22 protein-coding genes are annotated in these 20283 nt (G+C 71.8%); 13 read left to right on the top strand and 9 right to left on the bottom strand.

Features of this window, described 5'->3' with window-relative positions; translation table 11 throughout:
- The first annotated feature begins 114 nt into the window (after positions 1 to 114).
- Entirely contained in the window at positions 115 to 1326 is a 1212-nt protein-coding gene (locus ACWDVB_RS09370; protein ID WP_451514961.1) for a hypothetical protein, read from the top strand.
- A 47-nt stretch (positions 1327 to 1373) separates the two neighbouring features.
- Here the strand turns inward: ACWDVB_RS09370 and ACWDVB_RS09365 are convergent, their stop codons facing one another.
- Entirely contained in the window at positions 1374 to 2009 is a 636-nt protein-coding gene (locus ACWDVB_RS09365; protein ID WP_451514960.1) for a PH domain-containing protein, read from the bottom strand.
- Between the two features lie 326 nt (positions 2010 to 2335).
- Here ACWDVB_RS09365 and deoC point away from each other — a divergent pair, with 326 nt between their 5' ends.
- From deoC to ACWDVB_RS09350, 3 genes are read left to right on the top strand one after another with little or no spacing between them, the layout of a single operon-like run.
- A complete protein-coding gene (deoC, locus tag ACWDVB_RS09360; protein ID WP_451514959.1) occupies positions 2336 to 3274 on the top strand; it encodes a deoxyribose-phosphate aldolase in 939 nt (312 codons plus the stop codon).
- A gap of 5 nt (positions 3275 to 3279) precedes the next feature.
- The gene (locus ACWDVB_RS09355; protein WP_451514958.1) at positions 3280 to 4716 is read left to right on the top strand and encodes an aldehyde dehydrogenase family protein; all 1437 of its coding nucleotides are present in this window, start codon (positions 3280 to 3282) and stop codon (positions 4714 to 4716) included.
- Positions 4709 to 5608 carry an aldehyde dehydrogenase family protein gene (locus ACWDVB_RS09350; protein ID WP_451514957.1) on the top strand — a complete coding sequence of 300 codons (900 nt, stop codon included), beginning with the start codon at positions 4709 to 4711 and terminating at the stop codon, positions 5606 to 5608. The genes ACWDVB_RS09355 and ACWDVB_RS09350 overlap by 8 nt, the downstream gene beginning before the upstream one ends.
- Before the next feature lie 100 nt (positions 5609 to 5708).
- On the opposite strand, the gene ACWDVB_RS09345 is transcribed toward ACWDVB_RS09350, so the two are convergent.
- Positions 5709 to 6095, bottom strand: coding sequence for a hypothetical protein (locus tag ACWDVB_RS09345; RefSeq protein ID WP_451514956.1), 387 nt, complete (start codon positions 6093 to 6095; stop codon positions 5709 to 5711).
- Positions 6096 to 6217: 122 nt separating this feature from the next.
- On the opposite strand from ACWDVB_RS09345, the gene ACWDVB_RS09340 reads away from it, so the two are divergent.
- Entirely contained in the window at positions 6218 to 6847 is a 630-nt protein-coding gene (locus tag ACWDVB_RS09340; RefSeq protein ID WP_451514955.1) for a uridine kinase family protein, read from the top strand.
- A gap of 146 nt (positions 6848 to 6993) precedes the next feature.
- Here the strand turns inward: ACWDVB_RS09340 and ACWDVB_RS09335 are convergent, their stop codons facing one another.
- On the bottom strand, positions 6994 to 7719 hold the full coding sequence (locus ACWDVB_RS09335; RefSeq protein WP_451514954.1) for a SigE family RNA polymerase sigma factor: 726 nt from the start codon (positions 7717 to 7719) through the stop codon (positions 6994 to 6996).
- A gap of 213 nt (positions 7720 to 7932) precedes the next feature.
- Here ACWDVB_RS09335 and afsQ1 point away from each other — a divergent pair, with 213 nt between their 5' ends.
- From afsQ1 to ACWDVB_RS09310, 5 genes are all read left to right on the top strand, one after another.
- Positions 7933 to 8610, top strand: a complete 678-nt coding sequence (afsQ1, locus tag ACWDVB_RS09330) for a two-component system response regulator AfsQ1 (RefSeq protein ID WP_030779097.1) — start codon at positions 7933 to 7935, stop codon at positions 8608 to 8610.
- Positions 8607 to 10175 (top strand): ATP-binding protein, encoded by a 1569-nt coding sequence (locus ACWDVB_RS09325; protein ID WP_451514953.1) that lies wholly within the window; start codon positions 8607 to 8609, stop codon positions 10173 to 10175. Before afsQ1 ends, ACWDVB_RS09325 begins: the two co-directional genes overlap by 4 nt.
- The gene (locus tag ACWDVB_RS09320) at positions 10172 to 10774 is read left to right on the top strand and encodes a hypothetical protein (RefSeq protein ID WP_451514952.1); all 603 of its coding nucleotides are present in this window, start codon (positions 10172 to 10174) and stop codon (positions 10772 to 10774) included. The genes ACWDVB_RS09325 and ACWDVB_RS09320 overlap by 4 nt, the downstream gene beginning before the upstream one ends.
- Before the next feature lie 51 nt (positions 10775 to 10825).
- Entirely contained in the window at positions 10826 to 11383 is a 558-nt protein-coding gene (locus ACWDVB_RS09315; RefSeq protein WP_451514951.1) for a VanZ family protein, read from the top strand.
- An 88-nt stretch (positions 11384 to 11471) separates the two neighbouring features.
- Positions 11472 to 11675, top strand: coding sequence for a PspC domain-containing protein (locus ACWDVB_RS09310; RefSeq protein WP_451514950.1), 204 nt, complete (start codon positions 11472 to 11474; stop codon positions 11673 to 11675).
- Between the two features lie 61 nt (positions 11676 to 11736).
- On the opposite strand, the gene ACWDVB_RS09305 is transcribed toward ACWDVB_RS09310, so the two are convergent.
- Both ACWDVB_RS09305 and ACWDVB_RS09300 read right to left on the bottom strand, forming a co-directional pair.
- Complete coding sequence (locus tag ACWDVB_RS09305; protein WP_451514949.1) at positions 11737 to 12138, bottom strand: ATP-binding protein; 402 nt, start codon at positions 12136 to 12138, stop codon at positions 11737 to 11739.
- Positions 12139 to 12287: 149 nt separating this feature from the next.
- Positions 12288 to 13457, bottom strand: a complete 1170-nt coding sequence (locus ACWDVB_RS09300) for an adenosine deaminase (RefSeq protein WP_451514948.1) — start codon at positions 13455 to 13457, stop codon at positions 12288 to 12290.
- Positions 13458 to 13559: 102 nt separating this feature from the next.
- On the opposite strand from ACWDVB_RS09300, the gene ACWDVB_RS09295 reads away from it, so the two are divergent.
- On the top strand, positions 13560 to 14324 hold the full coding sequence (locus ACWDVB_RS09295; protein ID WP_451514947.1) for an alpha/beta hydrolase: 765 nt from the start codon (positions 13560 to 13562) through the stop codon (positions 14322 to 14324).
- Between the two features lie 45 nt (positions 14325 to 14369).
- Here ACWDVB_RS09295 and ACWDVB_RS09290 read toward each other — a convergent pair whose 3' ends face one another.
- Complete coding sequence (locus ACWDVB_RS09290; protein WP_451514946.1) at positions 14370 to 15341, bottom strand: LysR family transcriptional regulator; 972 nt, start codon at positions 15339 to 15341, stop codon at positions 14370 to 14372.
- 62 nt (positions 15342 to 15403) lie between these two features.
- Here ACWDVB_RS09290 and ACWDVB_RS09285 point away from each other — a divergent pair, with 62 nt between their 5' ends.
- Positions 15404 to 16690: an MFS transporter gene (locus ACWDVB_RS09285; RefSeq protein ID WP_451514945.1), complete on the top strand. Its 1287-nt coding sequence runs from the start codon at positions 15404 to 15406 to the stop codon at positions 16688 to 16690.
- Positions 16691 to 16871: 181 nt separating this feature from the next.
- Complete coding sequence (locus tag ACWDVB_RS09280) at positions 16872 to 17855, top strand: sigma-70 family RNA polymerase sigma factor (RefSeq protein ID WP_451514944.1); 984 nt, start codon at positions 16872 to 16874, stop codon at positions 17853 to 17855.
- Here ACWDVB_RS09280 and ACWDVB_RS09275 read toward each other — a convergent pair.
- The 3 genes from ACWDVB_RS09275 to ACWDVB_RS09265 form a co-directional block, all read right to left on the bottom strand.
- Positions 17766 to 18146: an STAS domain-containing protein gene (locus ACWDVB_RS09275; RefSeq protein WP_451514943.1), complete on the bottom strand. Its 381-nt coding sequence runs from the start codon at positions 18144 to 18146 to the stop codon at positions 17766 to 17768. The genes ACWDVB_RS09280 and ACWDVB_RS09275 overlap by 90 nt on opposite strands.
- Positions 18147 to 18209: 63 nt before the next feature.
- Entirely contained in the window at positions 18210 to 18794 is a 585-nt protein-coding gene (locus tag ACWDVB_RS09270; protein ID WP_451514942.1) for a Uma2 family endonuclease, read from the bottom strand.
- A gap of 209 nt (positions 18795 to 19003) precedes the next feature.
- Positions 19004 to 20281, bottom strand: a complete 1278-nt coding sequence (locus tag ACWDVB_RS09265; RefSeq protein ID WP_451514941.1) for a thymidine phosphorylase — start codon at positions 20279 to 20281, stop codon at positions 19004 to 19006.
- Positions 20282 to 20283: the final 2 nt, after the last annotated feature.

The following is a 20283-nucleotide window of genomic DNA, read 5'->3' as shown; positions in this document are numbered from 1 at the left end:
CGCCACCCATCCGGGTGATTCCACTACCGCAGTTGCCGTAGCGACACGATGCGCTGCCGGTCTCCCAGGAAGGGACGACCGGTAGCGCACGTTCACGTTCCGGGAGCTGCCGCAGTGCCGTACGGACCGATCCCCTCGCCCACCGCCTCCGCCCTTCCCACGGTCCCGACGTCCCGGCGCCCCCTCACCGCCGCACCGCCGCCGCCCGGCCTCCGCCGACGCGCGGCCCGCGCCCTGCGTCACGCCTCCCCGGCGCTGCTCGCGTACGCGGCCGTACGCGTGCTCGGCCTGCTGGTCTTCGTCCCATGGGCGCACGGTGAGCGCCGCGGGGTGCGGCATCTGCTGATGGAGTCCTGGGACTGCGACTGGTATCTGCGGATCGCCTCGCAGGGGTACGCGCACACGCTGGGCACCGCGTACGACGCGAACAACCTGGCGTTCTTCCCGCTGTATCCGCTGCTCGTCCGGGCCGGTGACGCCCTCGTCCCCGCCCTGCCGCGCGGCGCGGTGGGCCTGGGCGTCTCGCTGCTCTGCTCGTTCCTCGCGGCGTGGGGGATCTTCGCGGTGGGCGACCGGCTGTACGGCCGCCGGGCCGGGACCGTCCTCGCCGTGCTCTGGGGCAGCCTGCCTGTGGCGCTGGTGCAGTGGATGGGCTACACCGAGTCCCTCTTCACGGCGCTCACCGCGTGGTCGCTGTACGCGGTGCTGAGCGGCCGGTGGCTGTGGGCGGGGTCCCTGGCCGCGCTGGCGGGCCTCACCCGGCCCACGGGGGTGGCGCTGGCGGCGGCGGTCTCCGTGACGGCGCTGCTCGCGCTGAGGCGCGGTTTCGCGCCGCGCCCGCTCCTGGGCGCCCTCCTGGCTCCCCTGGGCTGGCTCGCGTACGTCGCCTGGGTGGGCCTGCGCCTCGGCCGCTGGGACGGCTACTTCGCCGTACAGAAGCTGTGGCACAACAAGTGGGACGGCGGCGTCGAGACGGTCCGCCGTATGCAGGGACTGTTCGTGGTGGAGCGGCCGCCGCTGTTCCTGGTGATGGTGACGGCGGTCCTGCTGGGCTCCCTCATCCTCTACGCCCTCTCGGCAGCGGACCGCCAACCGCTCCCGCTCCTGCTCTTCACGGGCCTGCTCCTGCTGATCGTGCTCGGCAGCAGCGGCGTCTACTTCCCCCGGGCCCGCTTCCTGCTCCCCGGCTTCCCCCTGCTGCTGCCACTAGCCGCGCCCCTGGCCCGCGCGAGAACACCGGTCATGGCAACACTCCTGACAACAGCGGCATCCGCCTCGGCCGTGCTCAACGCCCACATGCTCCTGGGCTGGCACGGCCCACCGTGAACCGGGGGCCCACCGTGAACCGGGCCCGGACCCCGCGCCCGCGTCCCTCAGGTCACCGCCAGCAGCACCACAAGCAGCACCGCGCCCGCGGCGGCCGGTGCGAGGATCTCGTAGGCCCACCGCACCTCCGGCTCGCCCTGCGCGGATTCGACGTCGGCCTGCTGCTCGGCGAGCTCGCGGAGTTCGTCCATGGCCTGGTCGCCGCTGGAGCGCGAGGGCGGGGAGTTCGGGTCGAGGAAGGGGCGGCCGCCCGTCGGGTCCCCGGAGGCGGCGGCCCGGGACTGCGTGCGCGCCGCCTTCTTGCGACCGCGCAGCGAGACGGGGATGGCCCAGAGCTGGTACTTGGCGCCGGCCTTGGTGAGGGCCTCGTTGGAGTAGCCGGAGCGGAGCGTCGCGATGGAGCCCCAGGGCAGGGTGATCGTCCTGAAGGGGTTGCGGACGCGCAGCCGGTCGTCGTTCGCGAAGGCGGCGGGCCGCACGGTGTACGCGATGACCAGCGGCACCGCGAGGAGCAGCCCGGCGAGCGCGAGCCACGGGGTGCGGCCCTCGCCGCGGACCACGGCGTCGATGCCGAGCCAGGCGCCCAGGGCGAGCAGCAGGACGCCACCGGCGATGCCGGCGGGGGACCGGAAGGCACGGTCCTTGTATGCGGGCTCCGCCACGGGGTTCTGAGGGTCGCTCATACCCCGATTCTGCCTGACGCCCGTCACACCCCCTCATCCCGGCCCACCTCGACCCCGACCCCGCCCCACCCCGAGGCTCCGACCACCCCTGCCCCCACACCCCCTCACCCCGGCCGCGCCCATCCGCCCGCCATCACCAGGACCCCGGACCACCGCCCCGCCCCCCAGCGGCCCCAGCGGCCCCAGCGGCCCCGGCGGCCCCGGCGCCCCGGCGGCCCCGGCCACCCCCGCCGCGCCCCGCGCGGCCCCGGCCACCCCCGCCGCGCCCCGCGCGAACCCCGCCCCTGTACAGCTGCTACGCGCGTAGATATGCTCCCCTCGTGACCATGCCCACTGCATTCGCTGACGTGACCGCGTCCGACAGCACGCTCCGCCGCTTCCTCCACGGGCTGACCGGCGTCGACGCGGTCGGCCTGGAGGCGCGTGCCGCCTCGCTCGGAACCCGTTCGATCAAGACCACGTCGAAGGCGTACGCCATCGACCTGGCCATTTCGATGATCGACCTGACGACCCTGGAGGGCGCCGACACCCCGGGCAAGGTCCGGGCGCTCGGCGCGAAGGCCGTCAACCCCGACCCCACCGACCGTGAGACCCCGCGCACCGCGGCCGTCTGCGTGTATCCGGACATGGTCGCCACCGCCAAGGAGGCCGTCGCGGGCAGCGGCGTGCAGGTCGCCTCCGTCGCGACCGCCTTCCCCGCGGGCCGCGCCGCGATCGAGGTGAAGCTCGGCGACGTGCGCGAGGCCGTGGCCGCCGGCGCCGATGAGATCGACATGGTCATCGACCGGGGAGCCTTCCTCTCCGGTGACTACATGACGGTGTTCGAGCAGATCCGCGCCGTGAAGGAGGCCTGCGGCACGGCCCGCCTGAAGGTCATCTTCGAGACCGGCGAACTCTCGACGTACGACAACATCAAGCGCGCCAGCTGGATCGGCATGATCGCCGGCGCCGACTTCATCAAGACCTCGACCGGCAAGGTCGGCGTCAACGCCACCCCCGCCAACACCCTCCTGATGCTGGAGGCCGTCCGCGACTTCCGCGCGCAGACCGGCGTACAGATCGGGGTGAAGCCCGCGGGCGGCATCCGCACGACGAAGGACGCGGTGAAGTTCCTCGTCCTGGTGAACGAGACGGCGGGCCCCGACTGGCTGTCCAACCACTGGTTCCGCTTCGGCGCCTCGTCGCTCCTCAACGACCTGCTGATGCAGCGCCAGAAGCTGGCGACCGGCCGCTACTCCGGCCCCGACTACGTGACGGTGGACTGATCCAGATGACTTCCCCCTTCGAGTACGCCCCGGCGCCCGAGTCCCGCTCGGTCGTCGACATCGCCCCGTCGTACGGCCTGTTCATCGACGGCGAGTTCACCGAGGCCGCCGACGGCAAGGTCTTCAAGACGGTCTCCCCGTCCACCGAGGAGGTCCTCTCCGAGGTCGCTCAGGCGGGCGAGGCAGACGTCGACCGCGCGGTGCGGGCCGCCCGCAAGGCCTTCGAGAAGTGGTCGGCGCTGCCGGGCGCCGAGCGCGCCAAGTACCTCTTCCGGATCGCCCGGATCATCCAGGAGCGCAGCCGCGAGCTGGCCGTCCTGGAGACCCTGGACAACGGCAAGCCCATCAAGGAGACCCGCGACGCGGACCTCCCCCTGGTCGCCGCGCACTTCTTCTACTACGCGGGCTGGGCCGACAAGCTCGACCACGCCGGGTACGGGAAGAACCCCGCGCCGCTCGGCGTGGCGGGCCAGGTCATCCCCTGGAACTTCCCGCTTCTGATGCTGGCCTGGAAGATCGCCCCGGCCCTCGCGACCGGCAACACGGTCGTCCTGAAGCCCGCCGAGACCACCCCCCTGAGCGCCCTGTTCTTCGCGGACATCTGCCGCCAGGCGGGCCTGCCCAAGGGCGTCGTCAACATCCTTCCCGGGTACGGCGACGCGGGCGCCGCCCTGACCGCCCACCCGGACGTGAACAAGGTCGCCTTCACCGGCTCCACGGCCGTCGGCAAGGCGATCGCCCGGCAGGTCGCGGGCACGGACAAGAAGGTCACCCTCGAACTGGGCGGCAAGGGCGCGAACATCGTCTTCGACGACGCCCCCATCGACCAGGCCGTCGAGGGCATCGTCACGGGCATCTTCTTCAACCAGGGCCAGGTCTGCTGCGCCGGGTCGCGTCTCCTCGTACAGGAGTCGATCCAGGAGGAGCTGCTCGACAGCCTCAAGCGGCGGCTCTCCACCCTCCGTCTCGGCGACCCGCTGGACAAGAACACCGACATCGGCGCCATCAACTCCGCCGAGCAGCTGGCCCGCATCACCGCGCTCGCCGACACCGGCGAGGCGGAGGGCGCCGAGCGCTGGTCGCCGGCGTGCGAGCTGCCCACCTCCGGCTACTGGTTCGCGCCGACGCTCTTCATGAACGTCACGCAGGCGCACACCATCGCCCGCGACGAGATCTTCGGCCCGGTCCTCTCGGTCCTGTCCTTCCGCACGCCGGACGAGGCCGTCGCCAAGGCCAACAACACGCAGTACGGCCTCTCCGCCGGCATCTGGACGGAGAAGGGCTCGCGCATCCTCGCGGTCGCGAACAAGCTCCGGGCGGGCGTCGTCTGGGCCAACACATTCAACAAGTTCGACCCGACCTCGCCGTTCGGCGGTTACAAGGAGTCGGGCTTCGGCCGCGAGGGCGGCCGTCACGGCCTGGAGGCGTACCTCGATGTCTGAGCGCACTGACCGACTGAGCGTCTTCAAGACCTACAAGCTGTACGTCGGGGGCAAGTTCCCCCGCTCCGAGAGCGGCCGGGTGTACGAGGTGAACGACTCAAAGGGCAGGTGGCTCGCCAACGCGCCCCTCTCCTCCCGCAAGGACGCCCGTGACGCGGTCGTCGCCGCACGCAAGGCGTTCGGCGGCTGGTCGGGCGCGACCGCGTACAACCGCGGCCAGATCCTCTACCGCATCGCCGAGATGCTGGAGGGCCGCCGCGAGCAGTTCGTACGCGAGATCGCGGACGCCGAGGGCCTGTCGAAGTCCAAGGCCGCCGCGGTCGTCGACGCGGCGATCGACCGCTGGGTCTGGTACGCGGGCTGGACCGACAAGATCACCCAGGTCGTGGGCGGGACGAACCCGGTCGCGGGCCCGTATCTCAACCTCTCGACGCCCGAGCCGACCGGCGTGGTCGCCGTCCTCGCCCCGCAGGACTCGTCCTTCCTCGGCCTGGTGTCAGTGCTCGCCCCGGTGATCGCGGCGGGCAACACGGCCGTCGTGATCGCCTCGGAGAAGGCCCCGCTCCCGGCGCTCTCGCTGGGCGAGGTCCTGGCGACCTCCGACGTCCCCGGCGGGGTGGTCAACATCCTCACCGGCAGGACCGCGGAAATCGCGGCTCCGCTCGCCGCGCACCAGGACGTCAACGCGATCGACGTGACGGGCGCGGACGCGGACCTCGCGCGCGACCTGGAGATCGCGGCCGCCGACAACCTCAAGCGCGTCCTGCGTCCACAGCCTGTGGACACGGACTGGACCGCCGACCCCGGCACGCGCCGCCTGACGGCCTTCCTGGAGACGAAGACGGTCTGGCACCCCACGGGCTCCCTGGGAGCCTCCGGCTCGGCCTACTAGCCACCGGCCGCCAGCCATCTCCGCACCGAAGCCCCGGCCCCCTCCGTCCAGGAGGCCGGGGCTTCGGCACGCCACTCTGTCGGTGCCCCGGCCCGGTGCCCTAGCCCGGCAGCAGCCCCGTCGCGGGGCCCGCCACCGGCAGGTCGTCCAAGGAGCCGCCCCGGGCGATCGGGCCGGTGGCGGCGGCGGTGGTGACCGGCTCGAAGTCCGCGACCTGTGTGCCGAGGGAGTTGTCGAGCGGGTCGACGCCCGTGCCCGCGAGCGGGTCGAGGCGCAGGTCCTTGGCCGGGCCGAGCCCACCTGCCGCCGAGCTGTCCACCGCCCCCGTCAGCGCCGACACCGCCGAGCCCCCCTCGACCGGCTCCGCCGCACTCGCGCCGGCACCGCCCGCACCGAGCGCGGCGCCCGCCGCGGTGAGCGCGAGCCCCGCACGCAGCAGCGCGCGGGAGCCGGGACGGGGTGACCTGGGTGTCGCGTGTCGTGCCATGAGTACCGCCCATATTTGTGGGTGATCGTGCGAGCACACAGCGTAGTTGAGCCGTGACGGCACCGGCAAAGGGCCACCCGCGAGGAGCGCCGGCGCGGCGCGATGCCGCACACTGTTCTCTCGTGAGCTCCCATCCGCCGATACCCACCCGCGTCGTGCTGCTCTGCGGCCCCTCAGGCTCGGGCAAGTCGTCCTTCGCCGCCCGCTCCGGGCTGCCCGTCCTCTGTCTGGACGACTTCTACAAAGAGGGCGACGACCCCACGCTGCCCCAGGTCCCAGGCAGTTCGGACATCGACTGGGATTCCCCCGCCTCCTGGGACGCGGACGTGGCGCTCGCCGCCATCGAGGAGCTGTGCCGCACGGGGCGTACGCGCGTCCCGGTGTACGACATCGCGTCCAGCGCCCGCACCGGGCAGGAGTCCCTCGACATCGAGCGCTCGCCCGTGTTCATCGCGGAGGGGATCTTCGCGGCGGACATCGTGGAGCGGTGCCGGGAGGCCGGCGTGCTCGCCGACGCCCTCTGTCTTCGGGGGCGGCCCTCCACCACGTTCCGGCGGCGGCTTCTCCGGGATCTGCGGGAGGGCCGCAAGTCCGTGCCGTTCCTCCTGCGGAGGGGGTGGCGGCTCATGCGCTCCGAGCGGGCGATCGTGGCTCGGCAGGCCGCCCTCGGGGCGTATCCCTGCGGGGCCGACGAGGCGTTGGGCCGGGTCGCCGCGGCCGCGGCCGGACGGTGTGTCGCGGCATCGCGTTGAGTGGCGTCCAGGCCGCCGCTTCGCGGCGATCTCTCCCACCCACCCGTTTGCCCCGCGTCGGCCTCCTTTGGAAAAGCAGAAGGACCGGAAGGCCCCCCCAGGTCTCCCGGTCCCGCTACTTGTCTCCCCCGTGTTCCCCCCGATCCTCAGGCGACCAACTCGCCGAAGGACTCCTCCTGGTCACGGCCGAAGCTGAGGACCTCGTCCTCGCGCAGCCGGCGCAGGGAGCGCCAGATGCTGGACTTCACCGTGCCCACGCTGATGTCGAGGATGTCCGCGATCTCGGGGTCGGTGCGACCCTCGTAGTAGCGGAGCACGAGCATCGTCCGCTGCAGTTCGGGGAGGCGGGCCAGGGCCTGCCAGAGAACCGCGCGCAGCTCCGTGCCGCGCATCGCGTCCGTGTCGCCCACCGTCTCCGGCAGCTCCTCGGTCGGGTACTCGTTCAGCTTGCGGCGGCGCCACGCGCTGATGTGCAGATTGGTCATGGTGCGGCGGAGGTAGCCCCCGACCGCCGCCTTGTCGCTGATCCTGTCCCAGGCGCGGTACGTCGAGAAGAGGGCGCTCTGCAGCAGGTCCTCGGCCTCGAAGCGGTCGCCGGTCAGGTGATAGGCCGTGGCGTACAGAGAGGCGCGGCGCTCCTGGACGTAGGCGGTGAACTCCGCCTCCGACAAGGTCTTCCGCCCCCCCGTGCCCTCCCCGTACGCGCTTCCCCCGTGCGGCGCGTCAACCACCGTCATGTACGTGGTGTGCTGACGCCCGGCGCCGCGAGCGCACCCCCGCCCGCTCACGGCACCGGACTTCTCAGAGCCCCGTCCGACGTCGTGGAGACGCGTGACAACTGCGCTTGAGCTGGTGCTGTGCAGCGTATTCATCTCGCGCCCCCCATCGGTGGAGTCCGGCTTGTTCCGTCTTGCTTCCGTGCTTCTTGCGTGTGACCAGAACTCTGCCGGACCCACTTCATGACGGTGTCCGCCGACTGTCACAGGCCTGTCACAGGGCCGGGAGACACCTTTCGGTCGTGGGGGTTGGGTGTGGGAGCGCTCCAGCAGTCGAACTGGCGCCGAGCATGGGACAGAATGACCTCCGTGCCTTCCCTGTTGCTGATCGAGGACGACGACGCCATCCGGACGGCCCTGGAGCTCTCGCTGACGCGCCAGGGGCACCGGGTGGCCACTGCTGCCACCGGCGAGGACGGCCTGAAACTGCTCGGTGAGCAGCGGCCGGACCTGATCGTGCTGGATGTGATGCTGCCGGGCATCGACGGGTTCGAGGTGTGCCGTCGCATCCGGCGCACCGACCAGCTGCCGATCATCCTGCTGACCGCCCGCAGCGACGACATCGACGTGGTCGTGGGCCTGGAGTCCGGCGCCGACGACTACGTGGTCAAGCCCGTGCAGGGGCGGGTCCTCGACGCCCGGATCCGGGCCGTGCTGCGGCGCGGTGAGCGGGAGGCCAATGACGCGGCGACGTTCGGTTCGCTCGTCATCGACCGGGCCGCGATGACCGTGACGAAGAACGGCGAGGACCTCCAGCTCACGCCGACCGAGCTGCGGCTGCTCCTGGAGCTGAGCCGCAGGCCCGGACAGGCCCTGTCACGGCAGCAGTTGCTGCGTCTGGTGTGGGAGCACGACTACCTCGGTGACTCGCGGCTCGTCGACGCGTGCGTGCAGCGGCTGCGCGCCAAGGTCGAGGACGTCCCGTCGTCGCCCACGCTGATCCGCACGGTGCGCGGCGTCGGATACCGGCTGGACACTCCTCAGTGACCAAACCGCAGGACAAGCTCCGCGGGCTGCCCGCGGCGCGCAAGGCCCTCCTGGCGGGGTTGCGCTTCACGAGTCTGCGACTGCGGCTCGTCCTGGTCTTCGGGCTCGTGGCGCTCACCGCCGCCGTCACCGCGTCCGGCATCGCGTACTGGCTCAACCGCGAGGCCGTCCTGACGCGCGCCCAGGACGCGGCGCTCAAGGACTTCCGGCAGCAGATGCAGACCCGCGCGGGCGCGCTGCGCGCCGACGCGACGCAGGAGGAACTGCAGTCGGCGGCCGGGCAGATGGCCAACAGCAGCCAGCGCTACAGCGTGCTCCTGGTCGCCGAGAAGAAGGGCGGCGGCCGGATCGTCGGCTACTCCGACCTGGACGCGTTCACGCTCGCCAAGGTGCCGGACTCGCTGCAGAAGGCCGTGGCCAAGAAGCAGGAGCTGACGTCCGGCAACGACAGCCCGTACCACCTGTACTGGCAGCGGACCGTGGACCACGGCACGCCGTACCTGATCGGTGGTGCCACGGTGATCGGCGGCGGCCCGACCGGCTACATGCTCAAGTCCCTGGAGCCCGAGGCCAAGGACCTCAGTTCGCTCGGCTGGTCCCTCGCCATCGCCACGGCTCTCGCGCTGATCGGCTCCGCGCTGCTCGCGCAGGCCGCGGCGACGACCGTACTGAAGCCCGTGCACCGGCTGGGTGTCGCCGCGCGCAGGCTCGGTGAGGGCAAGCTCGACACGCGGCTGCGCGTGTCCGGCACCGATGAACTGGCCGATCTGTCAAGGACGTTCAACAGGACCGCCGAGAACCTGGAGAAAAAGGTCGCCGACATGAGCGCCCGTGACGAGGCGTCCCGGCGCTTCGTCGCCGACATGTCGCACGAGCTGCGTACGCCGTTGACGGCGATCACCGCCGTGACCGAGGTCCTGGAGGAGGAGCTCGACGCGGAGACCGGTTCCGTCGACCCGATGATCGAGCCGGCCGTACGGCTCGTGGTGAGCGAGACGCGCCGCCTGAACGATCTCGTGGAGAACCTCATGGAGGTCACCCGTTTCGACGCGGGCACCGCGCGTCTGGTCCTGGACGACGTCGACATCGCCGACCAGATCACCGCGTGCATCGACGCGCGCGCCTGGCTGGACGCGGTCGAGCTGGACGCCGAGCGCGGCATCACCGCCCGGCTCGACCCGCGGCGCCTGGACGTCATCCTGGCCAACCTCATCGGCAACGCCCTCAAGCACGGCGGTTCCCCGGTGGAGGTCTCCGTGCGCCTGGAGGACGCGAAGCTCGTCATCTCCGTACGCGATCACGGACCCGGCATCCCCGAGGACGTGCTGCCGCACGTCTTCGACCGCTTCTACAAGGCGAGCGCGTCCCGGCCCCGGTCCGAGGGGAGCGGCCTGGGGCTGTCCATCGCCCTGGAGAACGCGCACATCCACGGCGGCGAGATCTCCGCGGCCAACTGCCCCAAGGGCGGCGCCGTCTTCACGCTGTGGCTGCCGTGCGACAGCGAGAGCGACGCCGACCCCGACAGTGAGGGCGCCGAGGACCGCGCCGAGGGAGGCCAGGCATGAACGGGCGACGGATCCGCGCCGCGGCGGCCACCGCCGTGCTCGCCGCCGCGCTCGCCGGGTGCGGGATCAGGTCGACGGAGGTGCCCACCGACTTCGGGCCCGCGCCGTCGCGCGTGCCGTGCGTGCAGTCGGGCTCCAGCATCGCCTCGCAGTCGGGCAGCGGGGTTCCGGTGCAGGTCTTCCTGGTGTGCGCTGCGCAGCTGGTGAGCGTCGACAGGACCGTGCGGATCCACGAGGACAAGGCGACCACCGACCGGGTGCGGATCGCGCAGGCCCTCCTCGACGAGCTGGCCTCGCCGCCCTCGGAGTCCGAGAAGCAGGCGGGCCTCGCCACGGACGTGCGCGGCGGCACCACGGTCTCCGGGCCCGCCGACGGCGACCCCGAGGAAGCGCTCCGCTTCAGTACGCCGCCGCAGGACCTGTCCGCGTTCGCGCTCGCGCAGATCGTGTGCACGCTGGCCGACAGCGCCGCCGCGGCGCAGGACCGCACGGTCGTCATGGGCGGCACCGCGGACGACCCGCTGCGGCGCTACGCATGCACGCCCGAGGTCCGCTCCCGGCCCGGCACGGTGGCGCTGCCGACCAAGACCGTGGAGTAACCGGCGCGGGTACGCGGAACCGATCCTGCCGCCTCTGGCGTCTTGGGGGGCGTGCGTCAAGGCTCGGGCGGCCGTACTGCCGCCATCCGCTTCCGTGCGGCGGGGGGATTCCTCCTCGTCGCACATCTTCTGCTCGTCGGATGGATCACGCTGCGTCCACTGGACGTCCCCTGGGTGAGCGCCGCGAATCTGCGGCCGCTCGCCGGGATCAAGGCGGATCTGGCGCTCGGCGGCCTGCAGGCGGCCCGCCGCATCGGTGAGGGCCTGCTGCTGCTCGCCCCGCTCGGCGTGCTGCTGCCGCTGGCCGGCGGGCGGCTCCTCGTGTCGCCGTGGGGTTCCCTGGTGCGCACGATCGCCGCGGGGGCGCTGCTCTCGCTCGGCATCGAACTGCTGCAGACGGGGGTCCCCGGGCAGGTCGTCGACATCGACTCGCTGCTTCTGAACACCCTCGGGGTGGCCCTCGCGCACATCGCCGTGGTGCCCGCGGCCAGGGCCAGGCTCCGCCGCCGCGTCGGCCCCGACCACGTCACGGCCCTTCTGCGGGAGGGGACCCCTCAAGGGTCTCAGGGGTCGACCCCGACGATTCCCAGGGTCGGGATCGCACCGTAGAGCGACGCTTCCACCCGCTGGGCAGCCGTAGCTTTGAAGCATCGAGGCACAGAGAGCCTCCCACCTACGGTTCGTGAAGGAGCCCGCCATGACCGCCCTTGCCCGCCCCGCCCACGGCCGGATGATCGGCGGCGTCTGCGCCTCCCTGGCCAAGCGCTTCGGCACCTCCGCGACGACGATGCGCGTCATCTTCGTGGCCTCGTGCCTGCTGCCCGGCCCGCAGGTCCTGCTCTACATAGCCCTGTGGTTCCTGCTGCCCTCCGAGGACAAGGCCGCCCGCCAGGCCTGGTGATACGGCGCGATGGGGCGCCCCTCCTGGTGGAGGGGCGCCCCATCGGTGTGTGCGGGGGAGGTCAGCCGAGCGGCAGGCCGTTGAGTCCGTTGCCGGCGAGGGGCAGGCCGCCGAGCAGGCCGGCGATCGGGGACTGGGGCTTGGCGGCGCCCTTGCCCTTGCCGTTGCTCTTTCCCTTGCCCTTGCCATCGGTAGGCAGGGCCGAAGGGGCGGCCTTGTCGAGGGCGGGTCCGGTCGTGGCCAGACCGCTGCCGAGGGCGTTCTGACCGGCGGCCACGGCCTCGGGGGCGCCGGCGGGCAGCGTCTTGGCGGCCTGCCCGACGGGGAGGCCCGAGGCGACCGGGCCCAGGGCCGATGCCGCGTCCGGGAGAGCGGGGGCGGCGTTCGCGACACCGGCACCGGCGACGGCGAAAGCGGCACCGAGGGCGGCGACACCGAGGGTCTTGGCGGCAGACTGCTTCATCTTCAATGCGTCCTTGCGAATTCGATGACGGGGATCTGACGGTTCAACGACCGTGTACACCCCGGATCACGGGCAGCGGACAGCGAAAAGCGGCCGGGGGACGGAAGACCCGGCCGCCCACGCGTCGCGCGAGGACGCGACCGTGCCCGTTAGCTGCCGACAGACGCGCTGGTCGAGACGGTCTGGCGGAACAGCCATTCGGACTTCAGCTCGGCATAGCCGGGCTTGACCACGTCATTGATCATGGCGAGCCGTTCATCGAAAGGAATGAACGCTGATTTCATCGCATTGACTGTGAACCACTGCATGTCGTCGAGCGTGTAGCCGAACGTGTCGACCAAGTGCTCGAATTCGCGGCTCATGCTGGTGCCCGACATCAAGCGGTTGTCGGTGTTCACCGTGGCGCGGAAATGCAGCTTGCGCAGCAGACCGATGGGGTGCTCGGCATAGGAGCTGGCGGCGCCCGTCTGGAGGTTGGACGTCGGGCAGAGCTCCAGCGGAATGCGCTTGTCCCGTACGTAGGACGCGAGGCGGCCGAGCGTCACGGTGCCGTCCTCGGCGATCTCCATGTCGTCGGTGATGCGCACGCCGTGGCCGAGGCGGTCGGCGCCGCACCACTGCAGGGCCTGCCAGATCGACGGCAGGCCGAAGGCCTCGCCCGCGTGGATCGTGAAGTGGTTGTTCTCGCGCTTGAGGAACTCGAAGGCGTCGAGGTGGCGGGTGGGAGGGAAGCCCGCCTCGGCGCCCGCGATGTCGAAGCCGACCACTCCCAGGTCGCGGTAGCGGTTGGCGAGTTCGGCGATCTCCAGGGCGCGGGCGGCGTGCCGCATGGCCGTGAGCAGGGCGCCGACGCGGATGCGGTGGCCATTGGCCTTCGCGCGGCGCTCGCCCTCGCGGAAGCCTTCGTTGACCGCCTCGACGACCTCTTCGAGGGTGAGGCCGTTCTCCAGGTGCTGCTCGGGCGCGTACCGGATCTCGGCGTAGACCACGCCGTCCTCGGCGAGGTCCTCGGCGCACTCGGCGGCCACGCGCTTGAGGGCGTCCTTCGTCTGCATCACCGCGCAGGTGTGGGCGAAGGTCTCCAGATAGCGCTCCAGGGAGCCGGAGTCGGCCGCCTCGCGGAACCAGATCCCGAGCTTGTCGGGGTCGGTCTCGGGCAGCCCCTCGTACCCGCACGCGCGGGCGAGGTCGACGACCGTGCCGGGGCGCAGGCCGCCGTCGAGGTGGTCGTGGAGGAGCACCTTGGGGGCGCGGCGGATCTGGTCGGCGCTGGGCGTTTCACGGTCCGTGTGACCGGTCGTGTGTGTCTGGCTCGTCATTTCGGCACTCTAGCGCCTACGCGCGTAGAACTCACTGGTCGATACGTAACAGTGACCCGGCGGACGGGTGGCGTACACCATCGCTTCTGACACTGTTCTGTCATGGCACAGCAAGGGACGGCGAGGCCCGCGGGCGCGCCCAGGCTCGGGCGCGTGATCGGGACGGCGCCTTCGGCGGTGAGCGGCGTGGTCCTTCTGCTGCCCGGCGGCTGCGAGACGTCCGCCCGCAGACCCTCGCCGCTGGCGGCGGGCGCCGTGCGCGCGCTCGGGCGCAGACTGGCCCACGACGGGCGCCCGGCGGGCCTCGCCGCACACGTCGTGCACTACCGCTGCCGGGGCTGGAACGGCGCGCAGGCGCAGCTCGCCGAGGACACGGAGTGGGCGGCGGACGAGGTCGTACGTCTCTACGGCGATGTCCCGGTCTGTCTGGCCGGAGTGGACATGGGCGGCCGGGCGGCGCTGCGCGCGGGCGGGCACGAGGCCGTCAACTCGGTCCTGGCGATGGCGCCCTGGCTGCCCGAGGACGACGTGGCCGCGCCACCTGAACCGGTGAAGCACCTCGCGGGGCGGCGGGTGCTCATCGTGCACGGCACGAACGACGAGCGGACCGACCCGGAGCTGTCGTTCCGGTTCGCCGAGCGGGCGAAGAAGGTGAACCGTGATGTGTGCCGGTTCGAGGTGCACTCGGACGGGCACCGGTTGCAGCAGCACCAGTCGGAAGTCCTGGCGCTGGCCTCGGACTTCGTGTTGGGCACCCTCCTCGGGACGGGCTTCGCCCGTCCGCTGGAGGACGCGCTGGCGGCTCCGCCGCCGCTGGGGCTGCGTATGCCTCTCGCTTCCGGTTTCGGGCAGTCCTTGCGGAGGTGACCCCGCGACGGGGCTCTGCCGTCACCGGCTTCGCCGAGTTCGTCCTCAATCGCCGGACGGGCTCGAATTCCCCAGCAGGTTCCCCTTTCTGCTCAGCAGGAACTTCTTGAACGCCGCCACCGGTGGGGTGTCCGGATGGCCGCCCAGCCAGGCCACGCCGATCTCGCGCACCGCCCGCTGCCCGGTCACCGTCAGCTCCACGACTCCGGGCCGGGGCACGGCGGGCGGCGGCAGCAGGGCCACCCCGAGGCCCGCCGCGACCAGGCCGCGCAGGGTCTCCGCCTCCTCGCCCTCGAAGGCGACGCGGGGCTTGAAGCCCGCCTCCTGGCAGAGGTCGTCGGTGATGCGGCGCAGGCCGTAGCCGGGCTCCAGGGTCACGAAGGCCTCGTCGGCGGCCTCGGCGAGGCGGACCCGCTTACGGGTGGCCAGGCGGTGGTCGTCCGGCACCACCAGACGCAGACGCTGCTCGTCGAGGCGGCGGGCGACCAGGTCGGGGGCGTCGGGCACGGGTGAGGTGAGGCAGAGGTCCAGCTCGCCCGCGCGCAGGCGTTCGATCATGGCCTCGCCGTAGTTCTGTACGAGGCTGAAGCGCACCCTGGGGTGATCGGCGCGGAAGGCGCGGATCAGGCCGGGCACGGTCTCCGAGCCCATGGTGTGCAGAAAGCCGAAGGCCACCTTGCCGGAGGCCGGGTCGGCGTCGGCGCGCACCGACTCGGCGGCACGCTCCACCTCGCCGAGGGCCCGCTCGACCGAGGCGAGGAAGGTGCGGCCGGCCGGGGTGAGCGAGACGGTGCGGCCGTGGCGCGCGAACAGGTCGACGCCGAGGTCCCGTTCGAGCCGTACGAGCGCGCGGGAGAGCGTCGACTGGGGGATCTGCATCTCCTGCGCGGCGCGCGTGACGTGCTCGGCGCGGGCGGCCCCCGCGAAGTACGCGAGGCGTGGCGCGAGCAGCGTCACGATGTCCTCCACGTCACTGTTGTGTGACAGGCGCGGCTGTGACCTTCGTTGATGCTGCATGGGAACGATTATGGCGATTCCATGCATTGGACGCATCAGAAAAGGGCTCGTACGTTCGTGGCATGCCTCCTGCCAGTAGCGGGGCGTCCGCCACCCACGCGGTCGCCCTCACCCCGTCGTCCCCCGCCGCCGACTCCCGTCTGACACCGGGCGGTCCCGGCTACCGCCGGATGAGCTTCGCGCTCTTCCTCGCGGGCGTCGCCACCTTCGCCCTCCTCTACTCCACGCAGGCCCTGCTGCCCCTGCTCTCCGCCGACTTCGGCGCGAGCGCGAGCACGGCGAGCTGGACGGTCTCGGCGGCCACGGGCGCACTGGCTCTCTTCGTCCTGCCGCTGAGCGCGCTCAGCGAGCGCTATGGGCGGCGCGCGGTGATGACCGCGTCCCTGACCGTCGCGGTGGCGGTCGGACTCCTCGTCCCCTTCGCGCCGTCCGTCGAGGTGCTCATCGCGCTGCGGGCCGTGCAGGGCGCGGCCCTCGCGGGGCTCCCGGCGTCGGCGATGGCGTTCCTCGCCGAGGAGGTGCGGCCCAAGGCGCTGGTGGCCGCGATCGGCATGTTCGTGGCGGGCAACTCCATCGGCGGGATGAGCGGGCGCATCGTCACGGGCTGGGTCGCGCAGGCCTGGGGCTGGCGTGCGGCGCTCGCCGTCGTGGGCGTCGTCGCGGTGCTGTGCGCGGTCGCCTTCCGCGCGCTGCTGCCCGCGCCGCGGCACTTCACGCCGGGCTCGCTGAACCCCAAGTCCCTCGCGCGCACGGTGCGTACGCATCTGTCGAACCCGCTCCTGTGCAGGCTGTACGCGATCGGGGCGCTGTTCATGACCGTCTTCGGCGCGGTCTACACGGTGATCGGATACCGGCTCACCGACGCCCCGTTCTCGCTCCCCCAGGGCGTCATCGGCTCGATCTTCCTCGTCTACCTCGTCGGTACGGTCTCGTCGGCGGCGGCCGGCAAGCTCGTGGCCCGGCTCGGGCGGCGCGGCGCGCTGTACCTGGCGGTGAGCACGACGGCGGGCGGCCTGCTGCTGTCCCTCTCCTCCTCCCTGGTCCTGGTCCTGCTGGGGCTCGTGCTCATCACCGCCGGGTTCTTCGCGGGGCACGCGGTGGCGTCCTCGTCGGTGAGCCGGACGGCCACGACCGGGCGGGCGCAGGCGTCGGCCCTGTACCAGTCCGCGTACTACCTGGGCTCCAGCGCGGGCGGCACGCTGGGCGCGGTCGCCTTCCACGCGGGGGGCTGGGCCGGAACGGTGGGGCTCGGTCTTCTCGCGGTGCTCGGCGTCGTGTCGGTGACGGTGTGGGGTTCGCACGCGGCGCGGGCGGAGCGGCGACGCGGGCTCGTGGCGCGCGCCTGCTGATTGCGCGCGCCTGCTGATTTCGCACGCCTGCTGATTTCGGGCTCCCGCTGTTCTCGGGCTCCCACCCCTTTCACCTGCGGGTTGTCCCACTCCGGGGGCCGTTGTCAGTGGGCTGCGGTAGCTTCCGATGTGTCGGGCCTCACTGGCGGGCCCTTCTCGGTAGCCGCAGGGGTGGGTGGGGATGAGCGACATCGCAGGGACGACGACCGATCTGGACGTCACGTTGGAGAAGCACCGGGTCGAACTGACCGGGTACTGCTATCGGATGCTGGGTTCGGCCTTCGAGGCCGAGGACGCCGTGCAGGACACGATGGTGCGTGCCTGGCGCAGCTTCGAGAAGTTCGAGGGCCGCTCCAGCGTCCGCTCGTGGCTGTACCGCATCGCGACGAACGTCTGCCTGGACATGCTGAACGCCGGCAACCGCCGCGCCCGCCCCATGGACCTGACCGCCGCCGCCCCGCTGGCCCAGGCCGCGCTCACCCCCCGCCCGGACAACACGTGGCTGGAGCCGATGCCGGACGCCCGGATGCTGCCGTTGCCCAGCGACCCCGCCGAGGCCGCCGTCGCCAAGGAGTCGGTGCGCCTTGCGTTCGTCGCCGCCCTGCAGAGCCTGCCGCCCAAGCAGCGGGCGGTGCTGATCCTGCGCGAGGTCCTCGCCTGGAAGGCCAGCGAGGTCGCCGAGCTGATCGACACCTCCGTCGCCTCGGTGAACAGCGCGCTCCAGCGGGCCCGCGCCACCCTCGCCGAGCGGCCGGCGGACGACACGGCCGTCTCCGACCCGCTGGACGAGGAGCAGCAGAAGCTCCTGGAGCGCTATGTCGCCGCCTTCGAGGGGTACGACATGGTGGCGCTGACCGCGCTGCTCGCCGAGGACGCCGTCATGACGATGCCGCCGTTCGACCTGTGGCTGCGTGGCACGGCGGACATCACGGGCTTCATGTCCACGATGGGCGCCGCGTGCGCCAACGGCCGCCTGCTCCCGGTGAATGTGAACGGCACACCGGGCTTCGCCCAGTACAAGCCCGACCCCGACAACGGCGGCTTCATGCCCTGGTCGATCCAGGTCGTCGAGATCTCAGAGGGCCGCATCGCCGGCTTCCACTGCTTCCTGGACACCCAGCGGTGGTTCCCGCTCTTCGGGGTGCCCCTCCATCTCGACGACTAGCCCGAGCAGTTCGACGAGGCCGACAAGACCGAGGAGGGCAAGCAGGGCAGGGGTGGGGTTCCTGAGCCGGATCCGGCCCCCGGCCCTGCGGGCCGCCAGGTGCAGGCGGGCGATGGCGTCGACGGTGGTGAGGTCGGCGGTGGTGACGGCGGAGACGTCGCAGATCACGTCGGCTGTCTCGCCGTCGCCGGGCCCGTGCCGGGCGGCCGTGACCTGTTCGCACAGGGGCGGGATGTCGTCTGGGCGCAGGGGCCCTGCGATACGGATGAGGTTCTCTTCGGGTTCGGCCACGCAGGGTTGACCGGCGCGGCCGGCGGAACTCATCGGTGGGGCCGCCGGATGAGCCTGCCTGCGTCAGTCCACGGGGAACGCGCTGGTGTCGATCTCCAGGTCGAAGGGCTCGGGGAGCTTGACGGGCTCACCGAACTTGCAGGCGCTCAGGACGCGGTAGACGTCGCCTCGGGGTTCGCCGTAGAGGGTGACCTTAGGGCCGCCTGGCGCCCAGCGGTCGATGAGGAGATAGAGGGGGACACCTGCTGCCGCGTAGCTCGCGGGCTTACTGATGCGGTCGTGGTGGGCGTTCGACGGCGATGTCACCTCGACGACGAGTTCGGCGGCGCCCGCTGAAAGGTAGGCGCCGGGGACTCCGGCTTCCACAACAGGAACCACGACAAGATCCGGGGTGAACACGCCCAGCCTCGATGGCACGGCAACGGACAGCGTCTGGTAGATCCCCCAGTCCTCCGGGAGTACGGAATAGAGGCGGCGCTGCACCTTCTCCGCCATGACGTTGTGCTGGTTCGCAGGGCTAGGTGACACGGTGACGACCCCATCGATGATCTCCACCTTGCTGCCCTCGGGCCACTCCATCTCCTCCCAGAGCCGGAGCAAGTCGTCCCAGCTCTGGCCGGGCCAATGGCCTACGGTGAGTGCGCTCATGGCGGTCTCCTCTTTCGGTGCGTCACCGATCCCAGCATGCCGAACGGGACCGGCGGCGGCCCACCGATCCCGTTCACCCGCATGAGTAAGCCCTGGTCAGAGGGGCGCCCCGAAGGGGCGCGGGGCTGTGTCCATATGCGGCTCCGCCGCGCGGGCGCGACCAGCCCCCACACACCCGCAGACGGCGTAGCGCCCCCAGAGCCGAGCTCTCAGCCGATCCGGTCCAGCACAATCGCCCCCGGCGAGAAGTCCGTCCCCGCCGGAGCGATGTCGTACGAACCCTCCACGGACTCCAGCGCGTACGCGAACCGCTCCGGCGTGTCCGTGTGCAGGGTCATCAAGGGCGCGCCCGCCTCGACGGAGTCGCCCGGCTTGGCGTGTAGCTCCACGCCCGCCCCCGCCTGGACCACGTCCTCCTTGCGCGCACGCCCCGCGCCGAGGCGCCACGCGGCGACGCCGACGTCGTACGCGTCGAGGCGGGTCAGCACGCCCGACGACGGCGCGGTGACCACATGCCGCTCCCGTGCCACCGGCAGCTTCGCGTCCGGGTCGCCGCCCTGGGCCGCGATCATGCGGCGCCACACGTCCATCGCCGAGCCGTCCGCGAGGGCCTTCGCGGGGTCGGCGTCCTTCAGGCCGGCCGCGTCCAGCATCTCGCGGGCCAGCGCGAGGGTCAGCTCGACGACGTCGGCCGGGCCGCCGCCCGCGAGGACCTCCACCGACTCGCGGACCTCAAGGGCGTTGCCCGCCGTGAGGCCGAGCGGCGTCGACATGTCGGTGAGCAGGGCCACCGTGCGGACGCCGCTGTCCGTGCCCAGCTCGACCATCGTGGACGCCAGTTCGCGGGCGTCGTCGAGGTTCTTCATGAAGGCGCCGGTGCCGACCTTCACGTCGAGGACGAGCGAGCCCGTGCCCTCGGCGATCTTCTTGGACATGATGGAGGAGGCGATCAGGGGGATCGCTTCGACGGTTCCCGTCACGTCACGAAGGGCGTAGAGCTTCTTGTCGGCGGGGGCCAGGCCGTCGCCCGCCGCGCAGATCACCGAGCCGACGCCCTCAAGTACGTTCAGCATCTCCTCGTTGGAGAGCAGGGCGCGCCAGCCGGGGATGGCCTCCAGCTTGTCGAGCGTGCCGCCGGTGTGGCCGAGGCCGCGGCCCGACAGCTGCGGGACGGCCGCGCCGCACGCGGCGACCAGCGGCGCGAGCGGCAGTGTGATCTTGTCGCCGACGCCGCCCGTGGAGTGCTTGTCGGCGGTGGGGCGGGAGAGCGAGGAGAAGTCCATGCGCTCGCCGGACGCGATCATCGCGGCGGTCCAGCGGGCGATCTCCTTGCGGTTCATGCCGTTGAGCAGGATCGCCATCGCGAGGGCCGACATCTGCTCGTCGGCGACCGCGCCGCGCGTGTACGCGTCGATGACCCAGTCGATCTGCTCGTCGCTCAGCTCGCCCCGGTCGCGCTTGGTGCGGATGACGGAAATGACGTCCATGG

Source organism: Streptomyces sp. NPDC003379 (assembly GCF_053589195.1).
This window is presented reverse-complemented; position numbering and strand designations above follow the sequence as displayed.